The 19,347-nt window shown below is 36.2% G+C and carries 21 protein-coding genes; 8 read left to right on the forward strand and 13 right to left on the reverse strand.

Annotation, left to right across the window (positions count from 1 at the left end; translation table 11 throughout):
- Nucleotides 1-541 precede the first annotated feature (541 nt).
- A complete protein-coding gene (locus D8M05_RS13035) occupies nt 542-1,408 on the reverse strand; it encodes a nucleotidyltransferase-like protein (RefSeq protein WP_121132506.1) in 867 nt (288 codons plus the stop codon).
- Nucleotides 1,409-1,621: 213 nt separating this feature from the next.
- On the opposite strand from D8M05_RS13035, the gene D8M05_RS13040 reads away from it, so the two are divergent.
- Nucleotides 1,622-1,999, forward strand: a complete 378-nt coding sequence (locus tag D8M05_RS13040) for a YgzB family protein (protein ID WP_121132509.1) — start codon at nt 1,622-1,624, stop codon at nt 1,997-1,999.
- A gap of 164 nt (nt 2,000-2,163) precedes the next feature.
- Here the strand turns inward: D8M05_RS13040 and perR are convergent, their stop codons facing one another.
- The 5 genes from perR to D8M05_RS13065 all read right to left on the reverse strand — a co-directional run bounded on the left by perR (nt 2,164) and on the right by D8M05_RS13065 (nt 5,435).
- Nucleotides 2,164-2,613 (reverse strand): peroxide-responsive transcriptional repressor PerR, encoded by a 450-nt coding sequence (gene perR / locus D8M05_RS13045; protein WP_121132510.1) that lies wholly within the window; start codon nt 2,611-2,613, stop codon nt 2,164-2,166.
- Between the two features lie 181 nt (nt 2,614-2,794).
- The gene (locus D8M05_RS13050; protein WP_121132512.1) at nt 2,795-3,355 is read right to left on the reverse strand and encodes a cob(I)yrinic acid a,c-diamide adenosyltransferase; all 561 of its coding nucleotides are present in this window, start codon (nt 3,353-3,355) and stop codon (nt 2,795-2,797) included.
- A gap of 2 nt (nt 3,356-3,357) precedes the next feature.
- Nucleotides 3,358-4,305, reverse strand: coding sequence for a D-2-hydroxyacid dehydrogenase (locus tag D8M05_RS13055; RefSeq protein ID WP_121132514.1), 948 nt, complete (start codon nt 4,303-4,305; stop codon nt 3,358-3,360).
- A 172-nt stretch (nt 4,306-4,477) separates the two neighbouring features.
- Nucleotides 4,478-4,948: a thioredoxin-dependent thiol peroxidase gene (bcp, locus tag D8M05_RS13060; RefSeq protein ID WP_121132516.1), complete on the reverse strand. Its 471-nt coding sequence runs from the start codon at nt 4,946-4,948 to the stop codon at nt 4,478-4,480.
- A gap of 49 nt (nt 4,949-4,997) precedes the next feature.
- Nucleotides 4,998-5,435: a potassium channel family protein gene (locus tag D8M05_RS13065; protein ID WP_121132518.1), complete on the reverse strand. Its 438-nt coding sequence runs from the start codon at nt 5,433-5,435 to the stop codon at nt 4,998-5,000.
- 150 nt (nt 5,436-5,585) lie between these two features.
- Between D8M05_RS13065 and D8M05_RS13070 the strand changes: the two genes are divergently transcribed.
- Nucleotides 5,586-6,878, forward strand: coding sequence for a glutamate-1-semialdehyde 2,1-aminomutase (locus tag D8M05_RS13070; protein WP_121132520.1), 1,293 nt, complete (start codon nt 5,586-5,588; stop codon nt 6,876-6,878).
- A 121-nt stretch (nt 6,879-6,999) separates the two neighbouring features.
- Here D8M05_RS13070 and D8M05_RS13075 read toward each other — a convergent pair whose 3' ends face one another.
- The 4 genes from D8M05_RS13075 to D8M05_RS13090 all read right to left on the reverse strand — a co-directional run bounded on the left by D8M05_RS13075 (nt 7,000) and on the right by D8M05_RS13090 (nt 12,052).
- The gene (locus tag D8M05_RS13075; RefSeq protein WP_121132522.1) at nt 7,000-8,898 is read right to left on the reverse strand and encodes a heavy metal translocating P-type ATPase; all 1,899 of its coding nucleotides are present in this window, start codon (nt 8,896-8,898) and stop codon (nt 7,000-7,002) included.
- 371 nt (nt 8,899-9,269) lie between these two features.
- The gene (locus tag D8M05_RS13080; protein WP_121132524.1) at nt 9,270-11,018 is read right to left on the reverse strand and encodes an ABC transporter ATP-binding protein; all 1,749 of its coding nucleotides are present in this window, start codon (nt 11,016-11,018) and stop codon (nt 9,270-9,272) included.
- Nucleotides 11,019-11,104: 86 nt separating this feature from the next.
- Nucleotides 11,105-11,632 (reverse strand): nucleoside tri-diphosphate phosphatase, encoded by a 528-nt coding sequence (ntdP, locus tag D8M05_RS13085; RefSeq protein WP_121132526.1) that lies wholly within the window; start codon nt 11,630-11,632, stop codon nt 11,105-11,107.
- Between the two features lie 168 nt (nt 11,633-11,800).
- Entirely contained in the window at nt 11,801-12,052 is a 252-nt protein-coding gene (locus D8M05_RS13090; protein ID WP_379543433.1) for a gamma-type small acid-soluble spore protein, read from the reverse strand.
- Between the two features lie 156 nt (nt 12,053-12,208).
- Between D8M05_RS13090 and D8M05_RS20240 the strand changes: the two genes are divergently transcribed.
- Nucleotides 12,209-12,385 (forward strand): hypothetical protein, encoded by a 177-nt coding sequence (locus tag D8M05_RS20240; RefSeq protein WP_183072797.1) that lies wholly within the window; start codon nt 12,209-12,211, stop codon nt 12,383-12,385.
- A 282-nt stretch (nt 12,386-12,667) separates the two neighbouring features.
- Here D8M05_RS20240 and mutY read toward each other — a convergent pair whose 3' ends face one another.
- Nucleotides 12,668-13,732 carry an A/G-specific adenine glycosylase gene (gene mutY / locus D8M05_RS13095; RefSeq protein ID WP_121132530.1) on the reverse strand — a complete coding sequence of 355 codons (1,065 nt, stop codon included), beginning with the start codon at nt 13,730-13,732 and terminating at the stop codon, nt 12,668-12,670.
- A gap of 96 nt (nt 13,733-13,828) precedes the next feature.
- Here mutY and D8M05_RS13100 point away from each other — a divergent pair, with 96 nt between their 5' ends.
- The gene (locus tag D8M05_RS13100; RefSeq protein WP_121132533.1) at nt 13,829-14,815 is read left to right on the forward strand and encodes a metal-dependent hydrolase; all 987 of its coding nucleotides are present in this window, start codon (nt 13,829-13,831) and stop codon (nt 14,813-14,815) included.
- A 256-nt stretch (nt 14,816-15,071) separates the two neighbouring features.
- Here D8M05_RS13100 and D8M05_RS13105 read toward each other — a convergent pair whose 3' ends face one another.
- Together D8M05_RS13105 and recX are read right to left on the reverse strand one after the other, a co-directional pair.
- The gene (locus tag D8M05_RS13105) at nt 15,072-15,404 is read right to left on the reverse strand and encodes a YfhH family protein (RefSeq protein WP_121132535.1); all 333 of its coding nucleotides are present in this window, start codon (nt 15,402-15,404) and stop codon (nt 15,072-15,074) included.
- A gap of 51 nt (nt 15,405-15,455) precedes the next feature.
- Nucleotides 15,456-16,268, reverse strand: a complete 813-nt coding sequence (gene recX / locus D8M05_RS13110) for a recombination regulator RecX (protein WP_121132537.1) — start codon at nt 16,266-16,268, stop codon at nt 15,456-15,458.
- A gap of 380 nt (nt 16,269-16,648) precedes the next feature.
- On the opposite strand from recX, the gene D8M05_RS13115 reads away from it, so the two are divergent.
- From D8M05_RS13115 to D8M05_RS13130, 4 genes are all read left to right on the forward strand, one after another.
- The gene (locus D8M05_RS13115; protein ID WP_121132539.1) at nt 16,649-17,206 is read left to right on the forward strand and encodes a GNAT family N-acetyltransferase; all 558 of its coding nucleotides are present in this window, start codon (nt 16,649-16,651) and stop codon (nt 17,204-17,206) included.
- A gap of 140 nt (nt 17,207-17,346) precedes the next feature.
- On the forward strand, nt 17,347-17,475 hold the full coding sequence (locus D8M05_RS13120) for a YfhE family protein (protein ID WP_121132541.1): 129 nt from the start codon (nt 17,347-17,349) through the stop codon (nt 17,473-17,475).
- Nucleotides 17,476-17,827: 352 nt separating this feature from the next.
- Nucleotides 17,828-18,223: a GntR family transcriptional regulator gene (locus D8M05_RS13125; protein ID WP_121132543.1), complete on the forward strand. Its 396-nt coding sequence runs from the start codon at nt 17,828-17,830 to the stop codon at nt 18,221-18,223.
- Nucleotides 18,223-19,329: a DUF1648 domain-containing protein gene (locus D8M05_RS13130; protein ID WP_121132544.1), complete on the forward strand. Its 1,107-nt coding sequence runs from the start codon at nt 18,223-18,225 to the stop codon at nt 19,327-19,329. Before D8M05_RS13125 ends, D8M05_RS13130 begins: the two co-directional genes overlap by 1 nt.
- Nucleotides 19,330-19,347 lie beyond the last annotated feature (18 nt).

Below are 19,347 nucleotides of genomic sequence, written 5' to 3' on the forward strand. Positions count from 1 at the left end.
TGAGCCAAGATCAAACTCTCCAAAAAAGTTTGTATCTGATTAACACCAATCAATCAGACGAGTCTTAGCTTTTAGAAGTGTTACCTTCTATAGAAAGAAACTAGCGTTTCTTTTGTATAATTGTCTAGTTCGAGCGTTCAACGACTAGCGAAACTTCCTTCACCTCCGTACGATAAGTCAACATCGACTCCTTACGGTCGTCGTGTTTCCTTTATCTCCTTCGGCTCAGTCCAGTTCGTACGTCGTAAAACGAACGCTCTCACCTTTCCTTGAATCATACTGGTTGTTTTGTTCAGTTTTCAAAGAGCAATTCATTCAGCCGCTTTGTAACAGCGACTTTATTAATATAACATACGAGCCAACCACATGTCAACAAGTATTTTTGAAATTAATTGTCGTTAAATGCTTTGTTTTAGCGACAAGTTATACTTTATCATGGGTGAAATAGAAAGTCAACGTTTATTTTTTACTTTTTATTAATCCTTGAGAACTTCACTGCCAATGTTATTCTATGAAGAAAGCAGGCACATGTTACTACTTATTATTGGATTTTATATTTCCTTTGATAAACTCCCTTTCCTTTCGTCTCTTGAAGGACAACTTCAATCATTTCCTTTTCCTCTAAATAAGATATGATCGCTGACAAATCCAACGTATATGTTTCAATCATTGGAGAACTTTTTAACTCAGCATACGACCAAGGATATTCCTTCATCCTCATAATATCCAATAGATGCTCTACTGAAACCTCTGCTCTGTTTTTTATAACAAAATCCATTGCAAGTATCATTAATTCTATCCGTTTACTAATTTCCTCGTTACTCTCAATAAACTCTTCATATAATTTATAAACTTCTAGATCAATTTGCTTCACTTGATTCCATACGGTTACCTCTGGATAAAAACCTTTTTCAATCACAGCCAAGCGTGCTAAATAATGTAGGGAATAGAGCACTTTACTATTCGCATCCTTATATTCTTTTAATTCATATAACTCTTTCGCTTCATTGTAACTCTTCACAAGTTTTCCAAATTCAATTGCTTTACGAATCTTCCTTTTATCACGCGGAAAGTCTCTAAGTTTTTCTTTCAACTCACTTATGTATTCATTTCGATCATAAACTACCTTCCCGTTTATTAACCATTCTACCGCTCTTCTATAACTACTTGTATCAACCCATTCCATCAATGTTCCTTCCGTTACAACATGTAGTGCAGCTGTTTCCCCACCACTCTCATAATGCTTCACATGCCATGATTGCTTCGCTTCTTTAACAATGATTAGTAGGATAATATCAAAGTTATCTGTTAAGGGGCTGTTTGGTTTGATCTTCTCCATTGTAAGTATTCCAAGTGTATTTTGATCACTTGCACGTTCTTGATAAATAGGTCTTAGGAAATTTTCCATTTGATTCCCTCCGCATAAAATAATCAACTTTTAATAAGATATCATTTTTTCTAGTAACTGACTATATAGTAAAACATCAATTTCCGACAAAATATCACAAAAAATCTACTCCTATTATATATTTCGTTATATATAATAAAAAACCCTTTTTTCTAGAACGAATTTCCGTAAAAAATATGCTATACTACTGATGGAGAAATAAGGAGGATACATATGGCGGAACGAAACTTAGTTTATTCTAGTAAAATCAATAAAATACGTTCATTTGCTTTGATCTTAATTGGTGCTGGGATTCTTTTAATGTATGCTGGACTATTATTGAAAAATACAGAGTGGGTAATGGTACTTTTCTTCATCTTGGGCTTGTTGATGATTCTCTTAAGTTGTGTTGTATATGTATGGATCGGCACATTATCCTTAAGGGCCGTCCCTGTTGTTTGTCCTGAATGTGGTAAACCAACAAAAATGTTGGGAAGAGTTGATGCATGTATGCATTGTAAACAACCATTAACAATGGATAAAGAATTAGAAGGAAAAGAATTTGATGAGAAATATAATTCTAATCGCAAAAAGGATAAAAGCAATAGCTAAATAAAAAATCCAAATGCAATTTCACGCATTTGGATTTTTTATTTGGGATAAGTATAGTATAAAAATTCCCTTGCTACATTTTCTTTTCAGTAAAAGCACCGTCTAACACCAGCACTCGTTGCGAAGATACTCCATATACCTCTAAATGCGCTTTCGTTTTTCTTTTAATGACCTTTACTTGGTACTTTCTTACATTCTTTACATGTACCATAAACTTCTAGGCGATGGTGACTAACATCGAATCCTGTCACCTGCTCGGCTAACGATTCTACTTCATCTAGTGATGGGTAGTGAAAGTCAACTATCTTACCACATTGGTCACAAATAATATGGTAGTGCTTTGTCGTATTACAATCAAACCGACTTGATGAATCTCCATATGTTAGTTCACGTACTAGACCAACTTCACGCAAAACGCGCAAATTATTATATACAGTTGCAACACTCATATTGGGAAACTTACCTTCAAGTGCCTTATAAATCTCATCCGCTGTAGGATGGATCATTGAATTAAGTAGATATTCAAGTACCGCATGACGTTGTGGTGTGATACGGACTCCTGATTCCTTCAAAGTATCAATCGCTTGGTGTAAACGTTTTTCAGACACAGTCATCCACCTCACTTTCAGTTAATTTATACCTGTTTAATAATATTATTAATTTATAATCTTTATAAATAGTTTACCTTCTATGATTACTTTCTGTCAATATAAGTACCTTGATTATAGTATTAATATATGTCTAGTCCCTTGATTTGATTTCTCGTCCTGTTTATTTCCTTCTATATTATCCAATTTAAATATCAGCTACCAGCGATTTCTCTTCTCCACCTAAGCATGTATTAATATAACGTGCTGCAACAAAGAGAAAATCGGATAATCGATTGAGATACTGCCTTACAAAGGGATTTTCTAGTTCATCTTCAAGCGCCACTGCTGTTCGCTCTGCACGCCTTGCAACGGTTCTTGCAACATGTAGGGTACTAGATATACGATTTCCAGAAGGTAAAATAAAGTTTTTAAGTGGTTCAAGATGCTGATCCCATTCATCAATTTGCTTTTCCAGTTCATCGATATGTTCCTGCTTAAGCTTCCAGGCAACTTCTTTTCCTTTTGGAGTTGATAATTCCGCTCCCACATGAAACATGATTGTTTGTACACGATGCATCGTCTCAAGGAACTCTTCCTTCCCATCCCATTCTTCCTGTTCTAAAAAACTAACCGCTAATCCAATAAAAGAATTCGCTTCATCGCATGTCCCATAAGCTTCTACACGTAAATCATTCTTTGGAACTCTTTCCCCATATACAAGTGAAGTCAACCCTTTGTCACCTGATCGTGTATAAATTCTCGCCATTATTAATACCCCCTATCCAAATCAATTCTATTAACAAAGTTTTTCTCATTCGTTTCATATTTTTCTATGTTTTTTGCCAAAATTTCAAGTGCCCTCTTCATATAATTAGGTGATAGCCCCGAAACATGAGGAGTCACTGTAATATTTTCTTCTCCCCAGAAAGGATGATTCTCAGGTAATGGTTCTTCATGAAACACATCTAATACAGCGTGAGCAATTTCCCCAGTCTGAACAGCTGTTAGAAGATCAGCTTCTATTACCGCATCGCCTCTACCCATATTAAGGAATACAGCATTTTCAGGCATCAATTTGAACTGTTCTAACGTAAAAACGTCCTTCGTTTCCTCTGTACTTGGTAATACCGATACAATAAAATCTGTCGATGGCAAATAGCTATCTAGATTTTCTATCTTATCGTTTTCATCAAAATATTCAACCGTATTCCCACTTCTAGAAACACCGATTGTCTTCATTCGGAATGCTTTAGCTAATCGGGCTACTTCACTTCCAATCGCACCAGTACCAGCAACAAGCATTGTTTTCCCACTAATTTCCTGCATACGTATAGACTTATCCCATATATGGTTTTCCTCGTTTTTCGTAATAACTTTTGCCTGGCGATATACTTGGAGAAGCATCGAGATCGCATATTCAGACATTTGAATCGCATGAATTCCTTTAGCATTTGTTACGGTAATCCCTTTCTCTTTTAGCAATGAAAAAGGAAAGCCATCCACACCAGCAGAAAGTACAGCAATCCATTTTAGCTTCTTAGCCTCACTTAATAATTTTTCATCCACGTCATCACCAAAGGTAACGTAAACCACTGCATCTTTCACGTTCTCAAAAGCCTCTTTAGCAGAATGACAAAAAATAAATGTTTGCCGAGGAAAGCTTGTCCTTAATCGTTCCTGATGCTTGCTTGAAATTTTTGCAGAAAAAACAATCATGTTCGTACCTCCCAAGAAATGATTTACTATTATTTTACCTAAAATTATGAAAGATTGGGAGTATTATTACTTATTATCATTTTTATTAGGCGTCTCTATATCCTATTCAAATAAAAGACAACGTATTACTAAAAAAGAGAAGCATACGGAATCCCGCTAACTTCTCTTTTCATTATGATAAGTTTTCACGTATATACTGTAGTGCGTCTTCTACATGACCTTGCACTTTTACTTTACGATATTCCTTTTGTAAGACGCCTTCCTTATCAAGAATAAATGTAGAGCGTTCAATTCCGTAATATTCCTTGCCAAAGTTCTTTTTCAGTTTCCATACGTCAAAATCCTCTGCAACTTGATGTTCTTCGTCTGCTAAAAGAAGAAATGGCAATTCATGTTTATCAATGAATTTTTGATGCTTTTCAATTGGATCTGGGCTAACACCAATAATAACCGCATCAAGGTCTGCAAAACTTTCGTGATTATCACGGAAATCACAAGCTTCTGTCGTACAACCTGGAGTCATATCTTTCGGGTAAAAGTATAATACGATATTTTTCCCACGGAAATCGGATAAGCTCACCTGTTCACCATTTTGGCTTGGTAATGTAAAATCCTTTACTTGTTTTCCTACTTCAATTGTCACTTAAGATTCCTCCCCTTTTTCCCAACTATACCATATCATTCATCTAGGTTCATTTATCTCTACTTCTTTCCCTTGCTTCAAATAGTTTTAATACAAATGCAGTCGGTAGAACATAACCAATTAGCGCTTCAACTAAGGCAATAAATCTCCCTAATCCGATTGGTGTAATATCCCCATATCCGATCGTTAACATGGTCGCACCACTAAAATATATTGAGTGAATAATTGACCCTAACAAACTCGGTTGTCTTAACTCACCATTTTCTACCAAAACAATCCCTTGAAACGAAAGAATAAAGTATATCAAACCAAAACCTAAAATTACGATGATATAAATAACTAGTAAGGCAAAAAATAGTTCACTTGAAAATCTACTTTCTCTAAGTTCAAATTGCACATAAATCTTCTTACCTTTAATAAATCCAATAATGCTTATACCTATAATGAAACAAGTAAGTAAAATAAAAATCCAAGGAATTATATTCATAAATAAGTACCCCTTCATTAAACTCTATTCTATCTATATGTTGGATTTCCTAAAAGCTTGTCTCTTTTTAATTCATGACAAGTTTTTCGTGTTATTCGGTATTTTTTGGTATATTAAGTACGGGTTTAATTTTTGAGGAGGAATCTACTAATGAATTTTTCTAAATCGGAAGCATTATATAATGAAGCACTAGGACTTATTGTTGGCGGGGTCAATTCTCCTTCCCGAGCATATAAAGCAGTCGGTGGAGGCTCACCTGTATACATGGAAAGAGGAGAAGGTGCGTACTTTTATGATGTTGACGGTAATAAATATATTGATTATTTAGCAGCATATGGACCAATTATTACTGGTTTCGCTCATCCACATATTACAAAAGCGATTCATGAAGCTGCAAACAACGGTGTTCTATTCGGTACGCCAACAAGCCTTGAAAATAAATTTGCTAAAATGTTAACGGAAGCCATTCCTTCATTAGAGCGTGTTCGTTTTAATAATTCAGGTACAGAAGCTGTGATGACAACGATACGTGTTGCTCGTGCTTACACTGGAAGAACGAAAATCATTAAATTTGCAGGGTGCTATCATGGACACTTCGACGCAGTTCTCGTTCAAGCTGGATCAGGTCCATCAACATTAGGTACACCAGATTCTGCTGGTGTTCCAGTTTCTACTGCTGAAGATGTTATCACCGTTCCATTTAATGACCTAGTTTCATATAAGGAAGCATTAAATAAATGGGGAGATCAAATTGCTGCTGTTTTAGTTGAACCTGTTGTCGGCAACTTCGGTATTGTAGAACCAGAGGAAGGTTTCTTACAAGCTGTAAACGACCTAACACACGAAGCTGGTGCATTGGTTATCTATGATGAGGTAATTACCGCTTTCCGCTTTACATATGGTAGTGCACAACAATTATACGGCGTCGAGCCAGATATGACTGCTATGGGTAAAATTATCGGCGGTGGCCTTCCAATTGGGGCATATGGTGGTAAAAAAGAAATCATGGAGCAAGTTGCACCGCTTGGACCAGCATATCAAGCGGGCACAATGTCTGGAAATCCAGCATCAATGTCTGCTGGAATTGCTTGTTTAGAAGTACTCAGCCAGGAGGGTGTCTACGAAAAACTAGACAGGCTTGGTTCGCGTTTAGAAAAAGGCATTCTCGCTAAAGCAGAAACTCACGGAATGCATATTACAGTAAATCGTCTATGTGGCGCTCTAACTGTATTTTTCGATGTAGATAAAGTAACGAACTATGATGAAGCACAAGCAAGTAATGGAGAAAAGTTTGGTGAATTTTTCAAGTTGATGCTAAAAGAAGGCATTAACCTAGCACCTTCTAAATATGAAGCATGGTTCTTAACAACCGAACATACAGAAGCAGATATTGACGAAACAATCCGCGCTGTAGGAAATGCATTTGAGAAAATGGCTAAATAAATAGATTTTAACACGCACCTTCCGTTTTGGAAGGTGCATTCTTTTTAATATCCCCTTACCTTAGCTTACTATATATAAAGTGCTGGCATACTTAGTGGTGGATAGATATAATTTCTTCCTCTTATGCTGGTGTTACTTCTAGACTTTTTTCTTCCTTCTTACCTTTACGGCTGAAGCGAATCAGTCGCATAGCGTTCAGAATAACGAGCAGGACACTCGCTTCATGAATGAACATGCCTGATGCCAAGTGAATAATTCCTCCGAGCACCCCTGCTAATAGAACAAAGACAATGCCTACTGCTAAAAAGGTGTTTTGCTTCATGTTGCGAATGGTTGCTTTGGAAAGTGAATATGCATGTGAGAATTGGGATAATTTATCTGCCATTAAGACGACATCTGCCGTTTCCATTGAAATGTCTGTTCCACCTTCTCCTATTGCCAATCCGATATCTGCGGTAGCAATTGCTGGAGCATCGTTTATACCATCCCCTGCCATTGCAACAACATGACCAGATTCTTTTAATTGTTTTACATATTTCACTTTATCTTCAGGTAGTAATTCTGCATGAACCTCATCAATTTCTAACTGATTAGCAACAATTTCTGCTGTGTGTTTATTGTCTCCAGTGAGCATAATAATTTTCTTAATACCATTTTTCCTCATTTCTGCTAGTGCGCTTGGTGCGTCTTCTCTAATTTGGTCCGCAATCGAGAAGATTCCAGCAACCTTACCATCAACAGCTGCGAAAATAGCAGTGTTCCCTGCTTTCTCACGGTTTACTGCATATGTGACAATTTCTATCGGTATGTCAATGTTCTCAGACCTCATTAATTTACGGTTACCAATGACAAGTACTTTTCCTCCCAATGTAACACGTATTCCGTTTCCTTTAATGACTTCACTTTTCTCTGGTTCTTCGTCTAACGTAATATCTCTTGCTTTTGCTTCTTTCACAATTGTTTGGCCCAGATGATGTTCAGAGATCATTTCAGCTTCGGCAACAAGTTGTAATATCGCATTTTCTTCGTAATCGTTAAATGTTTTAATATCAGTAACTTCAGGTTTTCCTTTTGTGAGTGTTCCAGTTTTATCAAATACAAGCGTGTCAACTTTAGAGAAACTATCCATTACTTCTCCACCTTTTACGAGTACCCCATGTTTCGCACCATTTCCAATTCCAGCTACATTCGAGACTGGAGCACCGATTACAAGTGCACCAGGGCAAGCGACTACTAAGAATGTAATGGCTACGTGCAAATCTCTTGTCAGAACATATACGAGTACAGACAAGATAACAACGGCTGGTGTGTAAACATTTGCGAATTTATCGAGAAATTTTTGCGTTTTTGATTTGGATTCCTGTGCTTCTTCCACCAGTTCAATAATTTTTGCAAACGTTGTATCATCGCCCACTTTTTCAGCAATCATTTCAATGTAGCCATTGTCAACAATCGTTCCACTGAAAACTTTATCATCCATTTTTTTCACTGCGGGAACAGACTCCCCAGTTACAGCTGCTTCATTTAATGAAGCCTGACCTGAGACTATACTGCCGTCAACTGGAACCTTTCCACCTGATCGAATAATAATCCGATCTCCTAGGACAACATCTTCCACTGGAATGGTTTCTATATCACCATTACGAATAACGGTTGCTTCTTGTGGTGCCATATCAACAAGGTCTTTTAGGGAAGAACGCGTTTTTTCCAACGTACGTGCTTCTAGATAATCTCCAAATAAGAAGAGGAAGGTTACAACCGCAGACTCAACATATTCGCCGATAAACAGTGCACCAATTACGGCGATTGTTACTAACAGTTCAATACTGAATGCTTTCATACGTAAGGCTTGAAATGCTTTCGTGAAAATGGGTATTCCAGCAATAATCGTGGTAATGACTAAGATTGTTTGACGCACATTGTAATAGCCTGCGAGGTTAACGACAAGTGCTAGTACTAATAATCCTCCCGATAAAAATGTGATTTGTTTTTTATATTTATTAATCCATTGAATAAACATCGTGCATCTTCTCCTTTTTATATGACACATAATTGGATAAGCAATCATTGTTTTCCTTATGAATTCATCATAAAGGAGAATTGCTAAAATGAAATTGACGCGCGTCAAGATTCGGAGCAGATTTTAATCTTTTAATAAGGCTCTTTTCGTATTTTCCTGCTTTCTTTATAACTTCTTTAATTCAGAACAATTCTAAACACACCGTTCCGGAAAGATACTTCGCTTTTCGTGGTTAGCTATTGAACCTCCACCGGTATTCCACATATCTTTACCCATAAAAATAAGCAGTCCATTTCATGTGTGAAATGGACTGCCTTAAAATTCAATATTCTATTCCCTATTTAAACCCAATGCATGAACTACCATCTATGCTAGTCATCCAAGTTCTGTACCTGATATAAATTATAATAACTGCCTTGCTTTAGCATTAATTCATCATGAGAACCTACTTCGGTTATTTCCCCATTTTCTATAACAACAATCCTATCAGCATGCGTAATTGTTGCTAATCGGTGCGCGACAATAAATGTTGTACGGTCTGAAGCAAGTTTTTCCATTGTTTCTTGAATTAAATGTTCACTTTCTAGATCAAGCGCAGATGTCGCTTCATCAAAGATTAGAATTGGTGGGTTTTTCAAGAACACACGCGCGATAGCTACTCGCTGCTTCTGACCCCCAGATAATTTCACACCACGCTCCCCAACCAGCGTGTCATAGCCATTCGGTAACTTTTCAATAAAGCCATGAGCATTTGCGGCCTTTGCTGCTACAATTACTTCTTCGTCTGTTGCTTCTGGATTTCCCATTCGAATGTTAAAAGCAATTGATTCACTAAATAAAATATTATCCTGCAATACCATACCAATATTATTTCGTAGTGATCTTGCTTTTACATCACGCAGGTCCATTCCATCAATTTTTATCGAACCATCTGACACGTCGTAAAAGCGTGGAATCAAACTAACGATTGTTGACTTTCCTCCACCACTCATTCCGACAAAAGCTATCGTTTCTCCCTTTTCAACATGAAGATTAATATTTTTAAGCACTAATTGTTCTTCATCTTCATATCGGAAAGATACATTCTCTATATCAACTTTTCCTTCGACCCTACCGAGCTTGATTGCATTCTCTTTATCAGTGATATCGTATTTCTCATTGATAAATTCCATCACACGGTCAATGGATGCAATCGCTTGAACGAGCGTTGTCGATGAGTTAATTAATCTTCTTAACGGACTGTATACACGCTCCATGTATCCGACAAATGCAACCATCGTTCCTACACTTAAGCCCTCACTTATTACGAGATATCCACCAAATGCGACGACAAGTAATGGAGCTAAATCCGTTATCGTATTTGTTACTGCAAAGGTTTTTGCATTCCAATCAACCTGTTTCATCGCCTTACGTAAAAAGGTATCATTCCGCTTCCCAAATTGGCCCTGTTCATATTCTTCCAGGGCGAAGCTTCGAGTAACCGGAATTCCTTGCACACGTTCATGTAAATGACCCTGCACCTCCGCCAGCGCTTGTGACCTCTCCCTCGTTAAACGGCGTAATTTACTGTAAAAGTACTTAACCGCAAATCCAAATAAAGGAAATAGAATGATAGAAATAATCGTCATTTTTACATCTAACGTTAACATAATACAAATAGCTATAATAATCGTTATTATGTCTAACCATATATTCATCAAACCGGTTATGACAAAATTCTTCGTTTGTTCGACATCATGTATTACCCGGGAAATTATTTCACCGGATTTTGTCGAAGAATAATATTTTAAGCTCAAATTTTGTATATGATCAAAGAGTTTATCCCTTATATCATATATAATTCTGTTTCCAACCCACTGCGCTAAATATTGCCTAATGTATTCAATTGGTGGGCGAAGAACGAGAAAAACGACAAATGCAATACCCATAATCCAAAAAAGTTCATTTAGTTTTTCGGCATTAGCCATACCCTCTGCTGCAACAATATTGTCCAAGACGTATTTTAAAATTAACGGCATTAATAATGGGATACCAAATTTTACAATACCGACAATAATAGTCCAAAAGATTTTCCATCTATAGGGTTTAACAAATTCCATGTATTGTTTTACACTGCTCATCGCAAACCTTCCTCTTTACTGTTCTTATAATAAAAAAATAAATCCTTGTTACACAACACGTAACAAGGATGTTGTTCGTTAAAACTTTAACGATACGTTAAGTATCTCTCATACCAATTATCAATAAATTCTGGTGAAAAAGGCCCTTTGCGCTGACGAACCCATCTGATGAGGTAATTAATATTATTATGTAGGATACGATCCAAAACAACTGGATAATTCATTTGCTCTTTATGTTCATCATATTCATCAACATCTAATACATCGTATGTCATATCTGGATACACTTTTAAATCCAGATCATAATCGATGTATTTTAACGCTTCTTCATCAAACACAAATGGAGAGCTAATATTACAATAATAATAGATCCCATCATTCCGGATCATTCCAATAATATTAAACCAATGTTTCGCATGGAAATAGCATATCGCTGGCTCTCTTGTTATCCATGTTCTACCATCACTTTCTGTAACTTGTGTTTTATCATTTGCCAAGACGACAACTGATTCTGTACCTCTTAATACGAGACTATTCTGCCATACTCGATGTAGTTGCCCATTATGTTTATAGCTTTTTATCTGTATCTTTGACCCTGCTCTCGGAGCAACCATCCTATCTACCTTCCTTATCTATATCCCATTAGTCATCTTGCATCAATTATATAGATAATACGGTGAAATATAAAGCGAAAGACAATAGCAGGTAAAATGGAAGAAGAGCACCCTAACACTTAGGATGCTCTTCCCCACTCATAAGTAAATTTCAGGAAGGAAATTTACTTATTTTTTATTAGATTCAGCTTGTTGGTTTTGTTTTCTCACTTCTTGAGCGTTTGTCTCAGAAGCGAACTCTGTACCATACTGACTAGAACCTTGTGCTGCTTTTTTATTTTGCTTTCTCACTTCCTGAGCATTTGTCTCAGAAGCAAACTCTGTTCCATATTGTCCAGTACCCGCGGCAGCTTGTTGGTTTTGCTGTTTTACATGCTGAACGTTCGTACCAGAAGAAGTTTTTTTAGGATTAGCCATCAATATCACCTCCGCAATAATTAATTTGTCCAGATACCGGTTTGTTATCCAATCTTTTTTTCTTTAACAAGTGACAATTATGGTAATAAGTGTTGGGGAAGAAAGAAGAAATTACACAAATAATATTAGCGAAGGCATTCCTTCTATAGGAGGAAAAAAATGAATACAATAAATACGAGGGACTTTACAGAATTGTCCATGATGAGTAAGTCAAAATGGAAAGATGATGAACTAAACTATTATCAACATGCATTATCTCAATTACTCCCATATGTAAATGCAGAAGGTTTAACGATATTGCATGAAATAAATAAGGAATTGATCAGAAGAGGTTAAATAAGTCGGTAAGACGCCTGTCCTAGATCTTGTAATTGGAGAGAGATTAGTCCATGAGATCCTTTGTCATGGACTTTCACTAAGGATGAAAGGAGTTTTTCGTAAGCGTGAAAGCCCTTCTTTCTCATTGAATTTCGTGCTATCTGCTGATTCTTCCCCCCCCCATCTACCGTTTCTTCTGATTAAAGTGTGTATTGCCTATCAGAGCAACTTTATTTATTGAATATCAAAAATGCCCAGAAATTCATTCTGGGCATTTACTAGCTAATGATTGCCATATTGTTATATGAACTTCATCATATTCTGATGGGATACTGGAAAAGGATATGTCTTTAGGTCATTTTTCTTCACAAACCGCAAACGCGGAGCTGTTACAGTTTTTTCTTCTGTTTCCACCTCATGAATCTCCAATTCCCATATCAAATGGGAAAAAACATGCTTGAGATCCCCTTTTTTCTGCTGATTTCTAACAGTAAGACCGTATTGCTTCAAAAATTCTGATTCGATATCTATTTCTTTTGAAACTACCTCTATCATTGGAAATTGCCATAAATCAGCTAGTAATCCTGTATTCGGGCGCTTTTCAATTAAAAATTCATCTTTTTCATTTTTCACCAGCAACGCAATATATTGTAATTTCTTTTGTTTTTTCGCCTTTGATTTAATTGGTAAAACTTCCTGAACCCCATCCTGAAATGCCCTGCAATGTTCCGCTACTGGACACACTAAACAAGCTGGTGACTTGGGCGTGCAAATTGTCGCACCAAGGTCCATGATTGCTTGGTTATATGATGAAGGATCATCTTTTGAAATAAGTTCCTCAAGGTATTTTTCCATTTGTTTTTTTGATTTAGCTAGTGCAATATCATCTTCAATCTTTAACACCCTTGAAAAAACACGCATCACATTACCATCTACTGCAGGCACTGGCTGATTATAGGCTATGGAAAGAATAGCGCCCTTTGTATAGGGCCCAACACCTTTTAATGATTCTAATTCCTTTGCATCATCAGGAACCTTTCCATTATACGTTGCAACAACTTCCTTTACCGCTGCTTGCAGATTTTTAGCACGAGAATAATAGCCAAGTCCTTCCCACGCTTTAAGTACATCTTGTTCCTCTGCTTTTGCTAAATCATATACAGTTGGAAAGCGTTCCATAAAACGGTGGAAATATGGGATTACTGTATCCACCTTTGTTTGTTGTAGCATAATTTCAGATACCCATACTTTGTATGGATCATGACTTCGACGCCATGGTAGGTCACGTTTATTTTCGTAATACCAGTTAAGTAAATCTTCCTCAAACTGAAAATTGTTAAAATCTTGTAATATTCCCTGACTCATGATTGCACTTCCTTATGATACAATAAATGTATAAATATTTATGATTAAAAAGGTAAAACTACATATAGATAATAGAGCGAAGGAGGACCTTGGACTATGGATACAGGAACCCATATTGTCATGGGTATTGCACTCGGTGGCCTTGCAACCGTTGATCCTGTTGTGCAAAGTGACCCAGCACTATTCCAAGCAGTATTAGTTGGTACTATCGTAGGTTCTCATGCACCAGACTTCGATACTATCTTTAAGTTAAAAAACAATGCTACTTATATTCGTCATCATCGCGGTGCATCTCACTCAATACCAGCCATTATTCTATGGGGTCTGCTCATATCTGGTGTAATATTCCTATTTGTTCCAGATGTAAGTTTTCTTCATTTATGGCTTTGGACTTTTCTAGCCGTAATTATCCATGTATTTGTTGATTTATTCAACGCTTACGGTACACAAGCATTCAGACCCTTTACAAATAAATGGATAGCACTCGGTTTTATCAATACGTTTGATCCATATATATTTATGCTGAATGTCGGTTTGATTTTAGCTTGGTTATTAGGAGCACATCCCGGGATTACCTGGCTTATTGTTTATTCCGTGATTGTTTTATATTACATTAAACGTTATTTGGATAAAAGGGAAATCGTTAAGAAAATCCAGGAAAATATCCCTGGAACGATTGAGATTGCAACATCACCTACTTTGAAACAAAACTATTGGCGTGTCGCAATCACAACTTCAGATAATTTCTATGTTGGTACAGTTGAAAATGGCCACATTGAAATTGTTGATGAATTTACTAAGATTCCATTACCTGACTTTCCAATCATGCAAAAAGCATTAACAGATAAAAATGTGAAATCCTTTTTAAACTTTTCTCCAGTATATCGCTGGGAAGTTAATGAGTACGATAATTATACGGAAGTACGACTCATCGATTTACGTTACCGTTCTAAAGAATACTATCCATTTGTAGCCGTTGTACAAATTGACCGTAATTTAGAAATCATCAGTTCCTATACTGGCTGGATTTTCTCCGAGTATAAACTACAACGAAAATTGTACGTGGAAGATAATCCAATTTAACATGTAACATATAAAAGCAGCAGGCGCCTAAGTACCTGCTGCTTTTCGATTTGTTCTTTTCTAAAAGAATGTTGCTTTTCACATATTATGTGTAAAATGTGAAGAACGTAGTGCGTTAGCACGGAGTTGGCTCACCAGCCGCCCACGGAAAAGCGAAGTGCATTGCCGGGACGGTGGGATTATGCATATTTCAAATTACTTCACAATTTATACCCCTACGAGGCCAAAGAAGCAACAAACATTAAAAAATAGCCTTCTATTTTACCTTTTTCCCTAATAAAGAAATTGGTAGCGCTTCTTCATCTTCAAGAAGTTCATCTAAAAGATTAATGCGCTGTCCCCATGCAAATACACCATTTATGTAATTAATTTTAAATGTAAATCCCGGATCCATTTTCAACTGATATACTTCATCCGCTTTAAATTCTTCTGGATTCATCGTATAGGCCATAGCAACCTGCATTTTTCTTTCATTGATTTGTACTTCAGATATATTACCCAATTGTTCCGCCTTTTGCGCTTTCTCCTTAAGCTTCCCAATCTCTCTATATAATTCTTCAATGGAATAATCACTATAGCGATAATTCATGTTGATTCCCCCTTGTAGTTATTTTACATGGAATAGATAATAAAACCAATCCTATCTTTCTAGACGCTCATCTAAATAACGGTTAATGACTTCAATAGAAAAGCCTTTTCGATACAAGCCTTCCTTTATTTTATTCTTTAGTGCATAACCCTCATGTTTTGCACTATGTTTTCGTAATAGCTTGTCCCCTTGATAAGTGAGTGCATCCCACTCCGCATCATCATCCTTTTCCTCATGTATCTCAGATAATGCACCGCTAATGACTGCTTGTGAAAAACCCTTTTGTAAAAGCGTTATCTGCAGTTTTTGGATTTGATTTTGAAAAGATTCTTTCTTTGTTGTTTTCACTTTTTTTTCTGCCCAGTGAAGCACTTTTTCAAATTGGATTTCATATGGATATTCTGAGATAGCCTCCTCCGCAATTGTTGCTGCTACTCCTTTTTCAATTAGCTCCTTCTTTATAAGCAAAGGACCTTTACTTGACGTATTCATCCGTGTACGAACGAACATTTCCGAAAATAATTTGTCATCCAATAGTTTTGCCTTTATTAATCGCTCTGTAACGATTGGTATATGTTCTGGGTTTACTTCCTTCTTTATTAGGTAATCTTTCATTTCCTTTATCGTACGCATGCGATAACTTAAAAAGTTGATTGCTAAACCGTATGTTTTCTCTAAATTATCTTTTTCAATCAATTCTTCCATTAAGGATTGTTCTAACTCAAGACCCTTGCGAAGATGATATTCAACTAGAATTGCTTCATCCACACTAAACCCATAGGACTCTTCATCACCATCGGATATATAAATATTATAACGATCTTTTCTTTTCTTTTGCGTTGTAATACGGGTAATTTCCTTCACGCTGCTCACCCCTTTTCTATTTTAACATTTTTTGAATCCGTGTCACATAAGCGAAAATATTACATATCCTGTATTTGAATATTTAGCCAAAAAAATCCACGAAAAATTAACAAAAAAATCATTTCCATTTTGAAAAAAACATTGTAAAATGAAGTTATCAATTTATGAGAGAGATGAAAATTTAAATCACAAAACTCATAACTAAATAGGGAAGGCAAATGGTGCGCCACCAGTTGATACTGGTTCTAGTGGGTTCGATTCCCACCCCGAATTTTTGTTGAACTTAAAAATGAAAATTCGAGGGTGGGACCACTCACTAGTTTTCCCCTATTGGAGAACGGTACGTGCATGCCCACCTGGAATAAGGAGGGTATTTTTTTATGTTAAAAATGCGTGACTTACACGAGGTGCCGGTATTATTTGAATTAATGTCACATCCAGATGTATTTCCCTATGTTAGACATAAAGCATATACAGTAGATGAATTTTACTTCATTACAAAGCATACGATTGAAGCGGAAGAAAGTGGAGAACTTATTTCTCGCACCATTTTAGACGAATATCAACAACCGATTGGTACAATTAATCTATTCGATATTGACAAGAACTATGGATTTTTAGCTACATGGATTGGTAGCCCGTATTTCGGAAAAGGCTATAACAAACACGCAAAAGAGCAATTTTTCGATGAATTATTCTTTTCCCATCAAATTGATGGTATTTTCATGAAGGTTAGAAAAACAAATACTCGCTCATTAAAAGCAGCTAAAAAATTACCTTACGTAACACTTGCAAATGAAACCTATCGTGAAGTATATGAGAAGATTAATAACAACGACGATATTTATGATCTGTTTGTTATTACAAAAGAACACTATGCTGCTTACAAGCAATTTGCTGCCATCGATGCCGCATCTGCTGGTGAGGAAGTTTCCTAAATTAGTCGACCTCATACTAAGATAACCCTACCGAGAGTCTAGCTTCATTTAAAATAAAAAACAGACTATTTTTATTACCATTTTGAATGTATATTTTTACCTCCAAAGGTAATGATAGGTTTAAAAAGCGAGGGATTATCATGACAAAATATAACTCAACTCACCGTGACAGAATATTAAACAGTACCCAGGAAGTATTATACCAAAAGGATTTTAAAAAGGCAGATCGCGTTTACAAGCAGCACTCCCAAAAAGGAAACCGAAGTTAATAGTAACAACAGACAAAAAACACTCAGAATTCTGAGTGTTTTTTGCTTGTCAATACATTTCCCAGTAACCCTTTCTCACTTATCCCCATTAGTTATCCACAAACATTCAAAATTTATTGACAAGTTAATGAAAGCCTTGTCAATTATATATTCACTTATACACAGAAAGTTAAGTCAATTTGTTGATTAATCTGTGGGTAATGTGGATATATCGGTTTATTATTGAAATAATAACCCTTTTACTGTGTATAAGTTTAATACTTACTTTTTCAACATTACTATTGCTTGATTATCGTTCCATCTGTTATACTATAAATATAACAAGCATACAATAAAAGTAGGTGAAATTAAAATGCTTATTCAACTAGATTTAGAAAACGCCGAACCCATTTATATTCAATTACAGCAGCAGATTATTGAAGGCATTGCCAAGAAGCAATTAAACCCTGGCGAATCGTTACCATCTGTCAGATCCATGGCCGCTGATATTGGAATCAATCTCCATACCGTAAATAAGGCATATCAGCATTTAAAGCAAGATGGCTACATTTTAATTCATAGGCAGAAAGGCGTCGTCATTAATCCTGATGGTGTACCAAAAGCAGACGGAGCATACAAAGAAAAATTAAAAGCAAACTTGAGACCGTTCATCGCTGATTCCGTTTGTAGGGATTTAAGCGAAGAAGAATTTATTAAATACTGTAGCAGTATTTTTGCTGAATTTTACAATGAAGAAGGTGACAGTTAATGGAAAATATACTAATGTTTTTTCTCCTTATTATGCTTGTACCTTTCTTTATTCTTTCGATTTTCATGCCTTTTTGGACTCGAAAGACGGAGAGCTTCGGCGTAACAATACCAGAAGAAGTCTTTCACCATCCCAAGCTCCAAACAATGCGGAATAAATACGCGCGATATACAACCATTCTAAGTATTATAGGGATTGCTGCTTTCATGCTTTTAGGTTTAACTGCAACAACTGAAGAAGCAACAAGCATCTATTTTGCTGTAATCGTTGTCTCATTTTTAATAATAAATTTTATTATATATCTGAAGTTCCATAAAGAAATGAAAACATTCAAAGAGCAGGAGAACTGGGCAAAAGAGAAAACGCAACATGTATTTGTTGACATCAGGTTCCGCCAAAATAAACTAACCTATTCCTATGGATGGTTTATAATCCCGATACTCGTTACTGTCGGACTTATCATCATCACTTTTCAAAACTATCAACGTATTCCTGAGCTGATCCCAATGCAATATAATTTTGAAGGAGAAGTAACAAATTGGGCGACAAAATCTTATCGTTCTGTCTTGATTTTGCCAATTATGACAATCTATCAAAATCTACTCTTTATCTTCATTAATATCATTATTGCTCAGGCAAAACAGCAGATTAATCCTGATAATCCAGAAGAATCGATTAGAAAGAATGTTATTTTTAGACGAAGATGGTCAGCATTTTCAATTGTTTCTAGTTTTGCTTTAACACTATTATTTTCAGTGATCCAGCTCTCTTTTATCTATTCAACAAATGAGAGAATCATTACGATTGTTTCTCTCGTCGTTACAGCATTCATTCTTCTAGCTGCACTTTTCCTAGCAGTAACAACTGGTCAAGGTGGCAGTCGTGTTAAAGGAGTAAATTCAACTACTGATACGACAATCAACAGGGACGATGACAGGTACTGGAAGCTTGGACAATTTTATTTTAATAAAAATGATCCATCCTTGTTTTTAGAAAAACGCTTTGGTGTTGGCTGGACGATTAACTGTGCAAGGCCATTAGTCTGGATTATCCTTATCGCCATTATCGGTTTATTCATTGGAATACCACAATTTTTAGGAATGTAAATTCAAGCACATATACAG

It is taken from the genome of Oceanobacillus bengalensis, assembly GCF_003628445.1.
GTDB classification, from domain to species: Bacteria; Bacillota; Bacilli; order Bacillales; family Amphibacillaceae; genus Oceanobacillus; species Oceanobacillus bengalensis.